The sequence below is a fragment of the Paenibacillus sp. S33 genome, assembly GCF_053615415.1.
Genome location: NZ_JBSIEZ010000001.1, coordinates 5,317,118 through 5,334,435, shown reverse-complemented (window position 1 = coordinate 5,334,435; position 17,318 = coordinate 5,317,118). Strand labels below are relative to the sequence as shown.

Genomic DNA, 17,318 nt, shown 5'->3' with positions numbered 1-17,318 from the left:
TTTTGCTAATAAGGTATATCGTTCGGGTGTTTTAGATACGCTCTGCTTCACCCATTGCCTGAATGAAAGCACCGATACCTTTGGGATCATTAGTTATAATCGGCTCGCTGATATAGTAAGCGAAGGTACCGTCCCGACGATCTTTGCCACCCAAACCGCTTACTTGCACCGTTTTGTTCAGATTCACGAGTCCTTCTTCAGTGATCGTGATAAATTCATCGATAATACCCTTACGGATGATTTCGGCCTCTTGACGATATTGCTCTGGCAGATAGCCTTTGCGAACGCCCTTGGCAATAGCATAGAGAATCATGCAGGAAGCAGAGGCCTCCAGATAGTTGCCTTTCACATGGCCCAGGTTGAGCACTTGATAAAAGACTCCACTTTCTTTATCACGCACTTTCAGCAGGGCTTCCAGTGTTTCCGTCAGCATATCAATTAGGACGGGACGGTCTGCATGATCCTCTGGAATATAGTCCAGCACGTCAACGAGTGCCATAACGAACCAACCCATCGAGCGTCCCCAGAAATTTTTAGAGCAGCCTGTTTCCGGGTTGCACCAATGCTGCTCACCCTTCTCATCCCAAGCATGGTAGAGCAGACCTGTTTCAGGATCACGCGTATGTTCGTAGCAAAGCTTGAATTGCAGGGTCACATCGTCAAACTCTGATGGATCTCCGAATTCGCGGATGAATTCAGCATAGAACGGGGCACCCATGTACAAGCCGTCGAGCCAAATTTGATACGGATAAATTTGCTTATGCCAGAATGCGCCCTCGCTTGTGCGTGGGTGTTTTTCCAGCTGACTGCGTAATTGGTAGGCTGCCTTTTTGTATCGTTCATCTCCTGTGGCACGATACAGCGAGAAGAGCAGCTTGCCGTTATTCACGTGGTCAATATTGTACTCATCTACTTTATAGCGCTGAATTACGCCATTTTCGTCAACAAAATGGTCCATATGTTTTTTTATAAATTCCATGTACTTGGGATCGCCTGTCAGTTCGCCAACCCATTCCAGACCTCTGTAAATAACGCCATGGTCATATTCCCATTTTTCATAAAATTCCGGGCTCCGTTGCAGAACGGAATCGCTCATACGTACAGCCCAAGAATCTGTTTTTGTAGGACTGGTGGTTGGTTGTGATGTTGGATTTGCCATGATACAGTCACCTCTTTAGTAAATGTTTAATCTGTAATTGTTATTGTTGTTACATAGATGGAGTGTGTGTCTTAGGGTCAACGGGTTTGTTCTTGAAGCCCACGTTATTGTTACCCCAGCACCGATCGTAATGGAAGCCTGTCAGTTCCTCGAATACCTTCCGGGCTTCCGGTTTGGCTGATTTCATGGAGCCACCGTTTTTGAGGCGGTCAATTTCGGCGATTAGCTTCTTGTGGCTGTCAATATCCAGCTTCATCACGACAGAAGCAATCATACCGATGATCGCGAGAACGATAGTACCAACCACAAGTACATAAAAGATGGCGTGCTGAGCAGCGACGGGCTGACTATCAGCCCCGGATACAAAGCCAAAATGCTGTAACACCCAGCCGAGAATGAAGACGACAACGGCCCGCACCATTTTTCCGGCAAAAGTCATCATACCTGCATAAATACCTTCCCGGCGACGGCCGGTCAACGCTTCATCCACATCGGCAAGGAACGTGTATTGATTCCAAGGGATGTAGTAGACGCCCCCAGTACCAAGCCCCATGAACAGGGTGATGACATATAGCCATACCATCGTATTCGAGGCTCCCGTTATATAGAGCAGGCCATAACCTGCTACGCTAAAGCAAACGACAACGAGTGCGGCGATGAAAGGCATACGGAACCCTTTACGCACGCAGAATTGAATGAAGAAATAGGTAGAAATCAATTGAATGACAGAGTTAAAGCTGTTCAAATTGGATACCATCTCCGAGCTTTGGAACAAGGAGAAGACAATAAAGTACGTAAAAGCAGAAGTAAACAGCCACTCAGCTGAAAAGCCGCCCAGGTACATCCCGAGATGATGACGGAACGTCTTGACTCGGAAGGTAGAGGAAATGTCGACAAACAACTTTTTCATCGAATCTATGAAGGAAAGCGGAGCTTCACCTTCCAGTTCCTTTTGCAGTTCCTCACTTGGACGTTCCCAGGAGTTTTTGTACAAGAATGCCATCGCAATCAGCAGAATAGCTGCAAAAACGAGACCGGTATAAAAGAAAGGCAATGGAGAGTCTTTGCCATACTCGGCAATAAAGCGACCAGGGATAAAAGCGGCAGCGAAATTGGCAATTTTGCCAAACATAGCCTTCCATCCAGTCAATCTGGAGCGTGCGCCGAAGTCCCGTGTCATCTCTGACGCTAGTGCTTCATACGGCACCATGACAGAGGTATACACCAGTTCAAACAGCACGTACGTACTCAGGTAATACCAGAAGCCCAACCCATCTACCCAAAGCATCGGATACACGAGCATCAGCGGGATACCCATCATGATGAAAAAGCGTCGTCTGCCGAATTTACGGCCCAAGCGGGTCCGGTGAAAGTTATCGCTGATAAAGCCCATGACCGGATTGCTGACTGCATCTATGATGCTAGCAACAGAGAAAATGGCCGCGGCCTGAACGGGAGACAGTCCGCAAAAGGTTGTATAAAAGTACATTAACCATGCACCGCTAATCGCAAGTGCGCCACTTCCCAGCATGTTACCGCTTCCATAGGCGAGTGTATGTTTCAGTGTGATTCTTCGTTCCATGATCTGTTCACCTCATATTTTGTCTGGTTATGAGGACAATCACCGGTCGCTATATTATGCAGAATTGTCTAAGTTGGTAGATGGGCCAGGGCGTCCTGATTAGGCAGGGCTTTTAACGTGCCCCTATATTTTTTCCGCTCGGAGTACCCGAGCCGATCAGATCGCTTCCTTTGGCCAGCTTAAGGAAATCACCTAGCTGGATGGAACCGTCTGCACTTCGAGTGATAGAAGGCGTGAGACTAACAAAGTCGTCTGCACTGACTACCAGACCATTGGCATTCGTCGATTTTTTGTTTTTCCACCAAACGCTAGAGTTGTCTTGATCTGTACCGCTTGTTTTGTCACTGGCGCTTCCCTCAAAGGAAAGATTGTTTATGAACACGTGATCACCCTTGTCAAAAGCAAAATTACTTTGTCCATTGTCCCACGAAGTATTATTGGTCAACGTAATGCTGCCGGGGTTGCTATTGTAGGTGAAGCCGTGTTTTTTGTTTTGGAAAGCAATACTGTTTTTCACAATATGGTTGACTTTGATTTTGTCTCCACCCAGCTTAAAGCCGTTGCCGTCGCTGTTCGCGGTAGACGTTCCATCTGCGGTCTGCCCGTTGTGGTGGGCCACACTGTTCAAAATGGTTACTTCGCCGATGGGACCCGTTTCGGTTTTGCTATACAAATCCCAGCCATCGTCTACGTTGTACGCAGCCAAGCAGTTATCAAACACATTGCCTGATCCCACAGTCAATTTGGCAGCGAAGCCATCGGCATCCTCACCATTATCGGGATCAGCGTTATCGTGAGAGTAAGAATTCAAAATCAAATTGTTCGAAGGCCACTCACTAGTGGAAGCGTTAGGGGAGTAACGTCCAAGCTGAAGTCCAGTATCCCGGTTGTGGTGAGTTTCCACGTTTTCGATTCGGTTATTGCTGCCGCCGATATAGATACCATTATCTCCGGCACCCTTGACTTCCAGGCCCTTTACCAGCCAAAAGTCTCCGTTAAGCTGAAGTCCACGATTGGCTGAACCAAAGGCTTGAGCAGAGAAATCAAGTACCGGCTTTTCACTACCGTAAGCGACCAACCCTTTGAGTGAGCCGTTATTGCCGCTATTTTCACGCTGAATTGTAACCGTTGAGGAGTAGGTGTAGTTACCACCGCGCAGGTAAATGGTTTTACCAGGAGCAATTTGCGTAAGTGCTGCTTCGAGCGTGGTAGGACTGGATATTGTACCCGGATTGGACACGTTACCATTTGGCGCTACATACAAATCACCTGCCGCTAACGTTGTGGAGACGGTGGTTGAGTCGGTTGTACTAACTGCCTCTTCTGTGAGTGCGGAAGAAGGGATGTCGTTGGATAACGTATCTGCGTAAGCGGTTCCAATAAGGCAAGAAGAAGCAAAAACAAAAGAAACACCGAGTCTTAGAGCGTTAAAGCCGGTTTTTGGACGATCATTTCGTTTAAACATGTAATTTCCTCCTTATTTGAGCTCATATTTTAAAAGAAGATAGCATCTATAAAAGTGACTCATGCTGTCTTTCCACTAAAAACAGGACACCTCCTGGGGGAATAGATTGATCTACCATTAGTCCAAAACGCTCTAAGAAGTATATGCACAGTGTAATATATGTTAACGTTTGCATCAACAGTTTTTTACTGTTTTTTTGATATTGTGAAAAAAAGTTCACACTTTTGTTTCAACTAAAAATGTAGTTTTGCCAGACTGGGAAAATTTGATTATACTTAAACATTATACATATAATAGGAATGAAAACTGTGGGAAAGGGTGGGTTTAGCGCATGGAGAGTGGAAATCATTTGACGGATTCAACTGTCGAACAATTGCAGGAAAAGCGGCCACGAGTGAAAAATGAGATGATCGATTGGCTTAAGGCCATTATTGTAGCCATTGTGTTCGTGTTCATTATACGTTGGCTATTATTTGCGCCATTTATTGTTGAGGGAGCGTCCATGGAACCGAATTTCAAGACAGATGAACGAGTGGTCGTGAACAAGGTGATTTACGATTTTCGTGATCCCAAGCCGAGTGAGGTTGTTGTATTCCATGTGAGAAAGGAACAAAGAGACTTTATTAAACGTGTTATTGGAGTGGCTGGAGATACGATTCAGTATCAAGGCGACAATCTTTATGTGAACGGTAAGAAAGTAGAGGAGTCATACATTCAGGGAGCTATTCAGGATGCGCACGCCAAGGGAGAACTATATAACAATGTTGATTTTCCAAATGGAACCATAACCGATTCCAAGGTACCTGAGGGGTATATTTTTGTGATGGGTGACCACCGCAATAATAGTAGGGATAGTCGTGCTATTGGCTTTGTCTCTATTAAAGATATTGTTGGCCGTGCGGATGTGATTTTTTGGCCGGTGGATAGCGCACAATGGGTTAAGCATAAATAATATAAGAGCGCCTAAGAGGGGGGGATTCCTCACTTAAGGCGCTTTTTATTTTATAAACTTCGAATATTTGACTCAGCCTTTGACGGCTCCAGCAACGACGCCTTTAACAATGTATTTTTGCAGAAAAATAAATACGATGATCGAAGGCAGAACAGCCATTACCATCGCGGTCATGGCGTATTGCCAATCTGACGTATACTGTCCGACAAAGGTGTAGGCGGCCAGCGTCAGTGTTTTGGTGCTGGGTGAGCCGTTGACCATGAGTAACGGAAGCAGAAAATCGTTCCAAATCCACATCACGTCGATAATGACAATGGTGGCGGTGACTGATTTCAGCAAGGGGAAAATCACGGAAAAGAAAAGCCGGAATCCCGAGGCCCCATCGATTTTGGCGCTTTCATCAATCTCAGCCGGAATACCTTTCACGAAGCCGTGATAGATAAACACTGCCAGCGGTGCGCCGAAGCCCCAATACAGCAAACCAAGTCCCCAAGTGCTATCTGCCAGATTTAAGTCTTTCGCCAGTCGCAAGACAGTGAGCATGATGGACTGAAATGGGATCAGCATCGGCATAATGCACAGCATGTAAATCACGGAGCTCCATTTGCTTTTGGTTCTTGCCAGCTTGTAGGCCGCGATGGAAGATATCAGTACGATACCTGCCAGTCCGACGACGGTGATAATGGTGTTATTCAGAAATAGGCGTGGATAGTCAATGAATTTCCATACATATACGTAGTTATCCAGCGAAAGCTGCTTGGGCAGCGCAATGACGTCGGTCATGACCTCAGCGAAGCTTTTGAACGAATTGTTAATGGCGAGAAACAGCGGATACAAAAATAACAGTGATAATACAATCATGCCCGCTTCTAGCAAAATACGTCCTGTACGGCTGCGTTGCATCAGGCTTCAACCTCCCTGCGTTTGAAAATAGACAATTGAATAATCGTAATGATCAGGACTGCAACGAATAAAATCAATGCTTTGGCTGTTCCGTAGCCATACAGATTGTTCTGGAACGTGTCCCGGTAAATATCATACGCAATGCTGTATGTTGTACCACCTGGCCCACCGCCGGTCAGAGATAAAATGACGTCAAACACTTTGATCGAGTTGGTCAGTGCCATGAAGACTGAGATCGTAATGGAAGGTGCGAGCATCGGTAGAATAATACTGAAAAATCTCCGAATCGGCCCCGCGCCATCGACAATGGCAGCTTCTTTTAAATCTTCTGGCACAGATTGCAAGCCTGCAATATAAATGACCATGTAAAAGCCAATGGATTGCCAGATCGATACCGCCAAAATGGAAACAAACGCGAGCCCTTCCTCACCCAGCCAACTTAGCTGGAAGATGCCCCAGCCTGTACTGTGTCCCAGTGACTCAAAGCCTTGCATGAAGATGAATTTCCATATAAAGCCGACAATCACGAGACTGAGGATATACGGGATAAAGAAAGCCGCCCGCAGCCAAGCCGAGCTTTTCAGCTTCATATCGAGAACGAGCGCCAGCAAAATGGCCAGCACATTCACCAATACAATGTACAGAATGGCATATTTGACGGTAAACCAGGCTGCATGTGCAAAATTGGCGTCCCCAAGCAGGATTTGCTTGAAGTTATCCAGACCTACAAATTTCGGATGTTTGGATATGCCGTTCCACTTCGTCAGGGAATAGCGTATCGTCATCAAAAACGGAATATAAAATGCAATCGTAATGCACAGGATTACGGGCAGTGTGAATAAACCGAATTCCAGTTTACTGCCCTTGTCGCCCCAAGTTCCCCTTTTTTTCAGCATAACGCACCTCTTTTTCTCAACATTTTCCGCTCTTTCGCTCCAAGCTGTTTAAGATATAATGAAAGTATAGGATAGCCCCTAGGGCCGGACCAATGGATTTAAGAAAACAGTTGAGGGTAAAAATGTGTACGCTTTCAAAAGGGGCGATTATCATGATGTCAGAGCGTGTAGGAACGTTTCTTCGCTCTATGTGGAGGAGGATCACGCAAAAATTAGTGAACAAGCTCATTCTACTTTTTACCTCGGTGATTATTCTGGTGGTGGGCTCACTCACAATTATTTCCTATCAGATGATTGAAAAGGAGTCGGTTAACCATAGCATCGCCAGCACGACCAATAATCTGTTGCTAGTCAATCAGAATTTGGAGGATTACTTGGAGGGAATGCAGCAGCTGGCTCTTCCGCAGCTTCGTTATAACGATATCATGAACGCCATTGCCAATGAGAATCGGGACTATGCTTCGAGAATGGTCATTGAAAATTACTTGCGCAGCATGTTTTATTCACGTAATGATCTGGAAGCGATCTATCTGTACGTGGCGGACCGACATCAATACTATGTGGTTACCAGGGAGACGTACAACATTACGGTGCGCAAAGGAATAAACACAGATATTCCCAAGCTTCCTTGGTATAAAGAGGCGATGGCTAGTACTACGAACGAATCATTTCAATCCTTTGTAGGGTCCCGCTCTGATATGGGCTATGTGGCGCCACAAGCGAGCTTTATGGCATACCATCGAGTGCTGAGGTCGATTGCATCCCGCCACCCGCAGGCGGTGCTGTCCTTTTATTACAATACGAGCGCCGTGAATGAAATCATGCAGAACATTCCACTGGGCAAAGGGGACCAATTGATGCTAATGAGCCCTAAAGGGGTTCCCTTTTATGTGAACAGCTTTCCGCTATATGAGCGGATGCGTGATTCTGGAGTGTTGACACAGATCGGCAAGGGAGGAAGCGGGCGAGTAACGTGGTCAGATAGCAGTGGGGATCAGGAGTATTTGGTCGTCTATGATGCTGGTGAAAAAGAGGGGTGGCAGCTCATTAAGCCCATCCCATACCGCCAGATTTATGAAGCAGCTACGACAACACGGAATTGGAGCTATGCCATCGGGGCTTTATTTTTAGGTGTGTCTATTATATTAGTGACACTGACCTCGAACGCCATTACCCGACCTTTACATAAGCTGTCCACCCAGATGAAGCGGTTTAGCACCGGAGATTTTGGAGCAACAGCTCCTGTGAAGGGACATGACGAGATTGCATATTTGTCGCTGCATTTTAACGAAATGGTACAAAGAACCGAAGAACTTATTAATGAGCGCTATCGCATGAAGCTGGTCGAAAAGAACGCCATACTCAAGGCGTTGGAGGCTGAAATTAATCCTCATTTTCTGTACAATGCCCTGCAAGCCATATCCACGCAGGCATTAAAGCGGGAGATGTTCGACATGGCGGATATGGTGGATGCGTTGGCCCAAACGTTGCGGTATTCCATCAACGGCAAGGATATCGTAGCTGCCCGCGAAGAGCTCAAGCACATTGAACGGTATATAGGTCTGCAAAAAGCAAGGTTCGGAGCGAGACTGCGGGTCGAAGTGGTATGGGAAGAAACGCTGATGGAGCTGCCGATTCCGAGATTATCTGTGCAGACGTTGGTGGAAAACGCTATCAAGCATGCGTTGGAAAAAGTATCAAGCGATATTCTGATCGTCATTTCAGCCGAATCGAGTTCTACAAATGCCACAATTACAGTCAGGGACAACGGACCTGGAATTTCAGAGGACAAGCTGAAAATGGTGCTGGATTCATTCCATGAAAAATGGGAAGAACGGGAGAGCGAGCATATTGGTTTGAAAAATCTGAACACACGGTTGAAGCTTTTGTATGGAGATCAGGCAGGATTATTCATACTTACGGATGAAACGGGAACGGAAATGAGAATGCAAATTCCCCGGGGAGGAAGTAGTCATGTATAACGTATTGATTATTGACGATGAGGAGCCATTGCGCGAAGCCATTCGTATTATCGGGGACTGGGACGGTCTGGGCATCGAACATATTTATGAGGCGACGAATGGAAGGTTGGGACTGGAGCTGTTGGGTCAGCACCATATAGATGTGGTGATGGTCGATATGAAAATGCCTGAGCTGAACGGTATCGAATTTCTTCGTGCCATCGAAAAGGCATATCCCCACCTGCTGACGATTGTCATTAGTGGCTACAATGACTTTGAATTTACACGGCAGGCGATTCAATCCCGGGTGGTGGACTATCTGCTCAAACCTATCAATCGTCAGGATCTGAACCAGGCACTGCGCAAAGCAGTGGACATTCTGGAAAGTCGAGAGCAAAGCAAAAACAAGTTCATTAGCCAGAACATTACGCTGAATATGTCACTGCCGAAGCTGAAAGAGAAGCTATATTTGTCCATTTTGGACGGTAGCTTCAAAAGGCAGGCCAATACGGCGTTGCTCCCATTGATCGGAGCGGATCAGCCGGGGAGTCGCTTTGGGGTGATCGTGCTGCGGCTGCTGAACAGGGATGAGATTCGCAGGACGCGTTTTCATGGCGATGCCGATCTGATGGATTTTGCCGTGACCAATGTGTTAGCTCAGACGTCAGATGAACGGTTGAGTTGTTTTAGCTTCTCCCATCCGCGACGGGAGCGTGAGGTCGTTTCGATCTGTACCTTGGCCCCAGGACAAGAAGAACATATGGCCTTACTATTGGCACAAGTGACACAGAAGGCGGTGGCGAACCTGCATGGGCTGTTCAGCATGGTGGTAGTTGCCGGATTGGGTAAGCTCTGCACAGATGTATTGGAGCTAGCGTCTGCTTATATGGATGCCAAGACGCTCATTCACAGCACGGATGTGTTGAAGATGGAAGGGGAATCCATTCTTCATACAGTGCCACGGCAAATGGGTACGTTAGAGGAAATGTCATGGACGGAGCGACTGTTGTCGATCCAAAAGGATGCTCAGACAGGTCAGGCGAACCGGGCAAAGGTACTGCTGGGCGATCTGCTGAAACAATTGGCATCAGGCCCTATTTTCCGTTTACAGGATGCGGATCGAATGATGAAGGAGTTCCATTTTTTACTGAGAGAAGCTGCGATTGAGTTGGGTGCGTCTACGTCAGCGTTGAATCAAGATGGAGCTTTGGAAGAACTGGAGCACGCGGGGGAAAGCGATTTGTCTGCTGATTTTACGAGCTTTGTCCACTACGGTCAGAGATTGAATCGGATGCTGGAGCTTTACATTGCTGGGGTCCAACATGCTCAAGCGGGGAACCAGTCCTTTGACATAACGGATATCAAAAGGCACATCGACCGTTATTATTTTGAGGATATCAAAATTTCGTTTTTTGCCGAAACCTATTTTTTGAGTCGGGAATACCTGATGAAGCTGTTCAAACAGCAGTTTGGTTACGGTATTCACGAATATGTACAGAAGGTTAGAATGGACAAGGCGAAGGAGCTGCTGGGTGATTCAAGCCTGAAAATACAGGAAATCTCGGATATGCTCGGCTACAAAGATAAAAATTATTTCAGTAAGGCTTTTCGTAATTATTATCAGGTGTCACCGTCTGAGTATCGCGTAAGCCTGCAATAAACCACTTTTTTACCCTTAACGCTTCACTAATCTGCCTTTTTAAATGGGAGTATATTTTTTAGAATGAGCGCATGGACGTTGATCACAAACAAATGGGGGAGTATCCATGTTAAAGAAGATGATGGCGTTATCCGGCAGTTTGCTTTTGACGGTCGGTTTGTTGAGCGGATGTGGAAGCAGCGGCGGCACGGATGCGTCGAAAGAAAGTGCTGGCGGCAAAGAAGATTTGAAAACGATTACAATAAACATGTTCACAGCTTCACCAGAGTATACCGATGCTTTTAACGCGTATATCGAGGAGTATAAGAAGGTCAAACCTAACGTGAAGATCAATCTGGAGATCATGCAGGCAGACTACAACACGATTCTGAAGTCGAAAATAGCCTCAGGCAGTACACCGGATGTATTCCAAACGACGGCAGGAGGCGACATCGACACGTATGCGGATTATAGCGCTGATCTGACCAATGAGCCGCTGGCAGCAGCCATGACGGATGCTGTTCGAGCGAATATGAGCTCCAGTGACGGCAAAGTATTAGGACTCCCGGTAAAAGGGAACCTGTTTACGCTGATTTACAATAAGGATTTGCTTACCAAGGCTGGGGTAACCTCCCCGCCGAAGACGATTGCAGAAATGCAGGATGCAGTCACCAAGCTAGAGGCGAAGGGCATTACTCCATTTGCCAATGCATATAAAGAGTGGTGGGTATGGAAGCATATCTTCCAACACTATGTAGATGCTGCCGCGCAGGATGCAGGCGTGGAACCGAAGCAACTCGTTAGTGATTTTATCGCAGGCAAAGCAAAAATCAAGGACTACCCAGTGCTGTACAACAACTTCTTTAACTTCATTGATTTGACGGTGAAACATGGCACAGATAAGCCACTGGAACGGGACAGCAATGCGGAAGTAAGTGATTTTGCATCCGGAAAAGCTGCGTTTATGACGGGTAAAGGTGCATGGGATGAGGAAGCAATCAAGAAAATTAATCCTGATCTCAAGATTGGCATCATGGGATATCCGGTGAGTGACAAAGCTGATCAATCGGTTATCATTACCGGTGCGGATCAGGCGTTGCGTATCAACAAGGATTCCGAGGTATCGAAGGAAACAATTGAATTTTTCAACTGGCTGTACACTTCGGAATACGGTAAGAACTGGTTCTCCCAGGTAGCGAAGGTGATTCCTCCAATTAAGGATGCACCGCTTCCTGATCTGGAAATGCCTAAGGAAATGGAAAGCATTTTGAAAACGTCGAAGTCCGGTGATCTGTCTGTTAACTACTCGCTGGATACGTTCCACCAAAAATTTGGCGAGCTGATGCAGGCATATATCAGCGGTAACATGAATAAGGATCAGGCGGTTGCAGAGATTGAGAAGGCATGGGTGCAATTAGGTTCAGCACAATAAGATTGGTTCCGCAGAGGCGTCCGTAAGGGCGTCTTTTTGTATTATAGCTAGGAGGCGGAGAGGGGATGGACAAAAAAATATTTAATAATATTTAAATATTTACTTGCAAAAAGTTATTGAGTTGTGGATAATAGGTTGTGTGCAATATATCTACACCATACGACATACACAATGACTGCAAGTTGCAAATGTGAGAGATCCCCCGTTGGAGGAATCTCTTTTATTCCGTTTGGACTATGCCGATTATGTTTTTAATAGACCGTGTAATTTGAAGCGTATTTTTCGTTTATGTGACGAAGATAAAAAGGAGATGAACGTTTTGACGAATTCGTTGTTTACACCGTATACACTGAAAGATTTGGAATTAAAGAATCGTGTGGTGATGCCCCCGATGTGCCAATACTCGGTGACAGCCAAGGACGGGATTCCGAATGATTGGCATCATGTCCATTACCTGAGCCGGGCTATTGGAGGCACGGGCCTGATTATTATAGAAATGACGGACGTGGAACCGGATGGACGGATTACAGATTATGATCTGGGTCTTTGGTCAGACGAGCATGTCCCAGCTTATAAGAAGCTGGTTGACGGCATTCATGCGCACGGGTCCAAGGTAGGCATCCAGATTGCTCACGCGGGTCGTAAAGCTGAGGATGCAGCTGAGCCAGTTGCTCCTTCCGCGATTGCATACCCGGATGCGAATTATAAACAGCCACGCGCGCTTACGACGGAGGAAGTCCGTGGCATGGTGCAGAAATTCGCAGACGCTACCCGGCGTGCAGTTCAAGCGGGCGTGGATACGATTGAACTTCACGGGGCACATGGTTACTTGATTCACCAATTCCATTCACCAGTTACAAACAAGCGGGACGACGAGTACGGTAAGGATTTATCCCGTTTCGGTGTTGAGGTTATTCAGGCTGTACGCAAGCAAATGCCTGCGGGTATGCCGTTAATCTTACGCATCAGCGCGGTGGAATACGTAGATGGTGGGTACGATGTGGATCATGCCATTGAGCTGAGCCGTGCATATCAGGCTGCAGGCGTAGACGTGATCCATGTTAGCTCGGGCGGGGAAGGCCCTGCTGGCGTCAGAAAGCCGGGCAACTATCCGGGCTATCAAGTGCCGTTCGCACGCCAAATTCGCGAGGCACTGAACATCCCGGTGATCGCTGTAGGCTCGTTGGATGACCCAGCCTTGGCGCAGTCCGTTATCGGCAACGAGGATGCCGATCTGGTCGCTGTGGGACGCGGATTGCTGCGCGATCCATATTGGGCGATTCATGCAGCAGTGACGCTGCGCGGCGAGGAGCCTTCCATACCTGAACAATATCAACGTGGCTACTGAGGCCTAAGTAACCCCACGTTGTTTATATATAAACAAGGCACCTGCAACGAAGTGTACGCTTCGTCAGGTGCCTGTTTTGTTTTATGGACAGATGGTACAGTGTATTGAATATTCGGTGTAACTTATTTGGTGAAAACTTTAACTTCCTTTGGAGCGAGAGTCACGGTGATCGAACCGTTGTTAATCTGAATGGAGTCGTTGCTCAGCTGGTTGGTCAGACGGGTACCGTTGGACAGATTGTCGAAGTTGCCAATCGTGCGAGTTTGACTGCTCCATGAGTTGTTGATAAGTACGATGGCCTCGTCGCCGTTTTTAGAGCGCTGGAAGCTGTAAAAGGAGTCGTCCACCCATTTTTCCTTTTGGTTGCCGTTTTGCAGAGCAGGGTGGTTGTTGCGCACACGGTTCAGCTTAGCGATGTACTGATACAGATCATGATTGGCGTTAAACACAACGTTTTCCCGGTTAGCAGGATCATCCCCGCCACTAAAGCCTTGCTCGGTGCCTTGATAGATGATAGGAATCCCGCGTGACGTCAGAGTAAAGCCCAAAGCAGTTTTGAGCTGTGGCCATTTGTCATAGTTAGCACCCGGCTTGCCGGAGGCATCATTCAGGAAACGTTTTACATCATGATTGTCGATAAATACACCGTTGGTCTGGGCATCGCGATAGTAACGATCATCGGAGTAGCGCTCCTTGATTTTTCTCATGGATTGATCGTGTCCGAACACATCCTTGATTGTATAATACATCGGAAAATCTAATGCGGCATCGAGATATCGGGTGTAATCCCCCACATAAGCAGGGTCGCCATGGAAAATTTCACCCATGGTGAAGGTATTGGCGGCTTGGTCAAAATCCTTCAGGAACCCTTTGGGTACATGCTTCACAGTGTCCACCCGCAGTCCGTCGACCCCCGACTCGTTCAACAGCCATTTGATCCAGTTTTTGAGCTCATTTGCTGTTGCAGGGTTGTCCTGATTCAGGTCATCTAATCCAGCCACATCACCGTTTTCGATTTTCGATTGGTTGTTGGAGCTGTAGTCTGCTCCTGTGATGTCGCCATTGTGATGATACCAATCTGCTTTGTCAAAGGGAGCCTTGGCGATGCCGTTCCCAGGTTGAAAATCGCCGGTGTGATTGGGAACTACGTCCAGCATAACAGCGATATTTTTGTCGTGTGCCTTACCAACCAGCTCTTTGAACTTGTCCATGGTACCGAGATGTCCGTCTACCGCATAAAAATCATACGTATGATAGCCGTGGTAAGCGTATTCGCTCTTTTGCATCGTTACTGGAGTAATCCAGATGGCGGTAAACCCCATATTTTTAATGTAGTCGAGTTGGTTAATAATACCTTGAAAATCGCCACCGTGCCACTTGCGCTGATCGCTGTTGTTGGAATTGAAACCACCGTAATTATCGTTGGATGGATCTCCGTTGCTGAAACGGTCTGTCATGATAAAATAAATGCTCTGTTTACTCCAGTCTGTGCCAAGGGGAGTGGGCTTGGAGAGGGTACCCGGATCTATAGAGGTGAAGGCGCTCGAAAGCGCCTCCGTTTGAGCAGTTACTTCAACTCCGTTAACATTGGGTGTGTAGGTAGAAGTGCTTACATTTAAGGATGCACCCGAAAGTTTTTCTGTTTGGATAGGCCCTGCCACTTCGTTGAGGTCGGTTGTGTAGGTGGAAGTCACTACGCTGACGGCACTTCCTGAAGGTGCCCCCGTTCGGATAGATCCTGCAGCTCCGTTCAAGCCGGGTGTGTAGGTAGAAGTTCCAGTGCTGAAAAGGTAATTTTTAGTATTGTTGCTGTCCCAGTTGTTATTGCCGTCATTAAAAGCAGCTTCCAATTGGGCGGCAGACCCGATATCGACGGTAATTTTGGCATAGCCGCTAATTTCGGCATCCTGCATTTTCACACCCGGTGCAGCAGTCCAGCTACCACCAGCCGGACGGTAGTGAATGTAAGGCGAGTTAAAGCCTTTTTTGTAGTATACCGTTACCTTGTTAGTTGTACCGCCGCCATCCCCGGGAATCGTACCCGCTGGAGCGCCAGATGTGATAGTTCCCGCATTGCCGCTGTTACCGGGCGTGTAAGTAGAAGTGCCCGTGCTGAAGGAGTAGTTTTTGGTGTTGTTGCTGTCCCAGCCGTTATTGCCGTCGTTAAAAGCGGCTTCCAATTGGGAGGCAGACCCGATATCGACGGTAATTTTGGCATAGCCGCTAATTTCGGCATCCTGCATTTTCACACCCGGTGCAGCAGTCCAGCTACCACCAGCCGGACGGTAGTGAATGTAAGGCGAGTTGAAGCCTTTTTTATAGTATATCGTTACTTTGTTGCCTGTACCGCCATTATTGTCAGGCTTGGCTTTGCTGATGATATATTGTTTGAATCCACTCAACTCACCGGTTGGTGAGCCATCATTGTTGACGAGATTGTTGATGCGCAATAACGTAAACCCGTGATAACCGAACTTCGTGATTTTCTCCTCGATTTTTTGGAAGCCGCTGCCGCCTGTCGGGAGTGCATTTTCACCATTCAGGCGAACACCCTTGGCATTCGCGATGGAGGAGACGGTGTCAACCAGGGTGGACGGCAACGAATAATTCGGTGCTGTGCCACTGTCACTCATCTCCAGGCAAGTAAATGTCAAGTCTAGATCGGCATCCTTGAATTTCTGAATGAGACGGTTGTAATCATAATATCCACCCGCTTGTTCTGTGCTGTGCGGCATGGCAGGATTGTTCATTTGCCAGTGCAGACCGGAAATTTTGGCCCCGATCCGGACACCGAACACAGAATCGAAGTTTTTGTGTGCAGCTGCTCCGATGACGCCCAGATGCTTCTCAAGCACACTTTGGTACCACGACAGAAAATCCTTTCCATACGTGGAATTATATCCCCCATTCGTGTAAAATCCGTCCCCATCGGTCGGCGGATTGATTTGGCTAAGGCTACTCAGCTTGGTACCCCATGCTGCATTAATCTTGTCCATTGATCCGTACTTTTCATTCATGGCCGTGCGGAACGCACTTTTAGCTGTTTCAGTGTAGGCTTGGAATTTGCCCCGTGCAGGATAACTCCATCCCGCTGCCGGATAGTATGAAGGATATCGCAATTCTCCAGAGGGCCCACCGCTTAAATAAATTTTGGGAATGATGCTTTTGTAGCTAGCAAAGGTTTGAGCAAATGAGGCATATAGCTCGTCATATTGTTTACCAGTCCCGCTCCATAATGGAGAGAGGGCTTCGTTATTGGCAAAACCGCTTTCGTCCTTGAACTGCATTTCATCTGCACTGCCCTTGCTCGACAGCCAGCTTGGCAGTGGGATGTTGCAGTCATCTCCCACATTTCCTCCACACTTATGCGTTGAGATGATAGGAACCCACTTCAGTCCCGCTTCTTTCACGGCATCTGCATAGGTCTTGTAGTAGCTCCAATCGAACTGGTTGTCTCCTGCGCTCTCCACATAGCCCCACCAGACGTCGGTAGTGATGGCATGCACGCCATTGTTTTTCAACGTTTGCAGTTGCTTTTTAAAGGAACCCCAGTCATTAATTTTCGCCAGCGGTCCCATAACGGAAGCCTGAAAATCATCTGCAACCGCAGCGCTCGCCGTATTAGAGGGTGAGCCAATGAAGGCGGTCAGAGACAGCACAAGGCTCAGTAGAAGCATACACCCTTTTTTCCATAGACTTCGATACAAGGTCAAACCGATCATCCTCCCCAAAGCATAGTCTAATTCGACAACATTTTGTAAACGTCTACAAAAATAGTATAAAGCAAGCGGTTGCATAAAAAGAAGAATTTATTGCACACTCAGAGTGGACAAATATGACATTTTACGTAAGCAACCGTGTGCTTAAAAGTTTCCAGGCAAAAAAATAAGGCATAGGTCTGAGTAAGACGCATGCCTTTTAATGATGTGCGGATAGACAATGCCAGTATAGGAGAAAGCGAACCTAGGCGTAGAGAAGCCT

Annotated in this window: 11 protein-coding genes; 5 read left to right on the top strand and 6 right to left on the bottom strand. The window is 47.1% G+C overall.

Features of this window, described 5'->3' with window-relative positions:
- Positions 1 to 31 precede the first annotated feature (31 nt).
- The 3 genes from ACWGXJ_RS24210 to ACWGXJ_RS24200 all read right to left on the bottom strand — a co-directional run bounded on the left by ACWGXJ_RS24210 (position 32) and on the right by ACWGXJ_RS24200 (position 4,206).
- Complete coding sequence (locus ACWGXJ_RS24210; RefSeq protein WP_103047202.1) at positions 32 to 1,159, bottom strand: glycoside hydrolase family 88/105 protein; 1,128 nt, start codon at positions 1,157 to 1,159, stop codon at positions 32 to 34.
- 49 nt (positions 1,160 to 1,208) lie between these two features.
- The gene (locus ACWGXJ_RS24205) at positions 1,209 to 2,741 is read right to left on the bottom strand and encodes an MFS transporter (protein WP_025719365.1); all 1,533 of its coding nucleotides are present in this window, start codon (positions 2,739 to 2,741) and stop codon (positions 1,209 to 1,211) included.
- A 112-nt stretch (positions 2,742 to 2,853) separates the two neighbouring features.
- Positions 2,854 to 4,206, bottom strand: a complete 1,353-nt coding sequence (locus tag ACWGXJ_RS24200; protein ID WP_452567746.1) for a right-handed parallel beta-helix repeat-containing protein — start codon at positions 4,204 to 4,206, stop codon at positions 2,854 to 2,856.
- A gap of 331 nt (positions 4,207 to 4,537) precedes the next feature.
- Between ACWGXJ_RS24200 and lepB the strand changes: the two genes are divergently transcribed.
- Positions 4,538 to 5,158, top strand: coding sequence for a signal peptidase I (gene lepB, locus ACWGXJ_RS24195; RefSeq protein ID WP_452567745.1), 621 nt, complete (start codon positions 4,538 to 4,540; stop codon positions 5,156 to 5,158).
- Between the two features lie 72 nt (positions 5,159 to 5,230).
- On the opposite strand, the gene ACWGXJ_RS24190 is transcribed toward lepB, so the two are convergent.
- Together ACWGXJ_RS24190 and ACWGXJ_RS24185 are read right to left on the bottom strand one after the other, a co-directional pair.
- Positions 5,231 to 6,061 carry a carbohydrate ABC transporter permease gene (locus ACWGXJ_RS24190; RefSeq protein ID WP_013312583.1) on the bottom strand — a complete coding sequence of 277 codons (831 nt, stop codon included), beginning with the start codon at positions 6,059 to 6,061 and terminating at the stop codon, positions 5,231 to 5,233.
- Complete coding sequence (locus ACWGXJ_RS24185) at positions 6,061 to 6,957, bottom strand: carbohydrate ABC transporter permease (protein WP_013312582.1); 897 nt, start codon at positions 6,955 to 6,957, stop codon at positions 6,061 to 6,063. Before ACWGXJ_RS24185 ends, ACWGXJ_RS24190 begins: the two co-directional genes overlap by 1 nt.
- A 122-nt stretch (positions 6,958 to 7,079) precedes the next feature.
- On the opposite strand from ACWGXJ_RS24185, the gene ACWGXJ_RS24180 reads away from it, so the two are divergent.
- The 4 genes from ACWGXJ_RS24180 to ACWGXJ_RS24165 all read left to right on the top strand — a co-directional run bounded on the left by ACWGXJ_RS24180 (position 7,080) and on the right by ACWGXJ_RS24165 (position 13,337).
- Positions 7,080 to 8,939, top strand: a complete 1,860-nt coding sequence (locus ACWGXJ_RS24180) for a cache domain-containing sensor histidine kinase (protein ID WP_452567744.1) — start codon at positions 7,080 to 7,082, stop codon at positions 8,937 to 8,939.
- A complete protein-coding gene (locus tag ACWGXJ_RS24175) occupies positions 8,932 to 10,578 on the top strand; it encodes a response regulator transcription factor (RefSeq protein ID WP_452567743.1) in 1,647 nt (548 codons plus the stop codon). Before ACWGXJ_RS24180 ends, ACWGXJ_RS24175 begins: the two co-directional genes overlap by 8 nt.
- Positions 10,579 to 10,684: 106 nt before the next feature.
- Entirely contained in the window at positions 10,685 to 11,989 is a 1,305-nt protein-coding gene (locus tag ACWGXJ_RS24170; protein WP_452567742.1) for an ABC transporter substrate-binding protein, read from the top strand.
- 319 nt (positions 11,990 to 12,308) lie between these two features.
- Positions 12,309 to 13,337 (top strand): NADH:flavin oxidoreductase/NADH oxidase, encoded by a 1,029-nt coding sequence (locus ACWGXJ_RS24165; protein ID WP_254326264.1) that lies wholly within the window; start codon positions 12,309 to 12,311, stop codon positions 13,335 to 13,337.
- 122 nt (positions 13,338 to 13,459) lie between these two features.
- On the opposite strand, the gene ACWGXJ_RS24160 is transcribed toward ACWGXJ_RS24165, so the two are convergent.
- On the bottom strand, positions 13,460 to 17,050 hold the full coding sequence (locus ACWGXJ_RS24160; RefSeq protein ID WP_452567741.1) for a family 14 glycosylhydrolase: 3,591 nt from the start codon (positions 17,048 to 17,050) through the stop codon (positions 13,460 to 13,462).
- Positions 17,051 to 17,318: the final 268 nt, after the last annotated feature.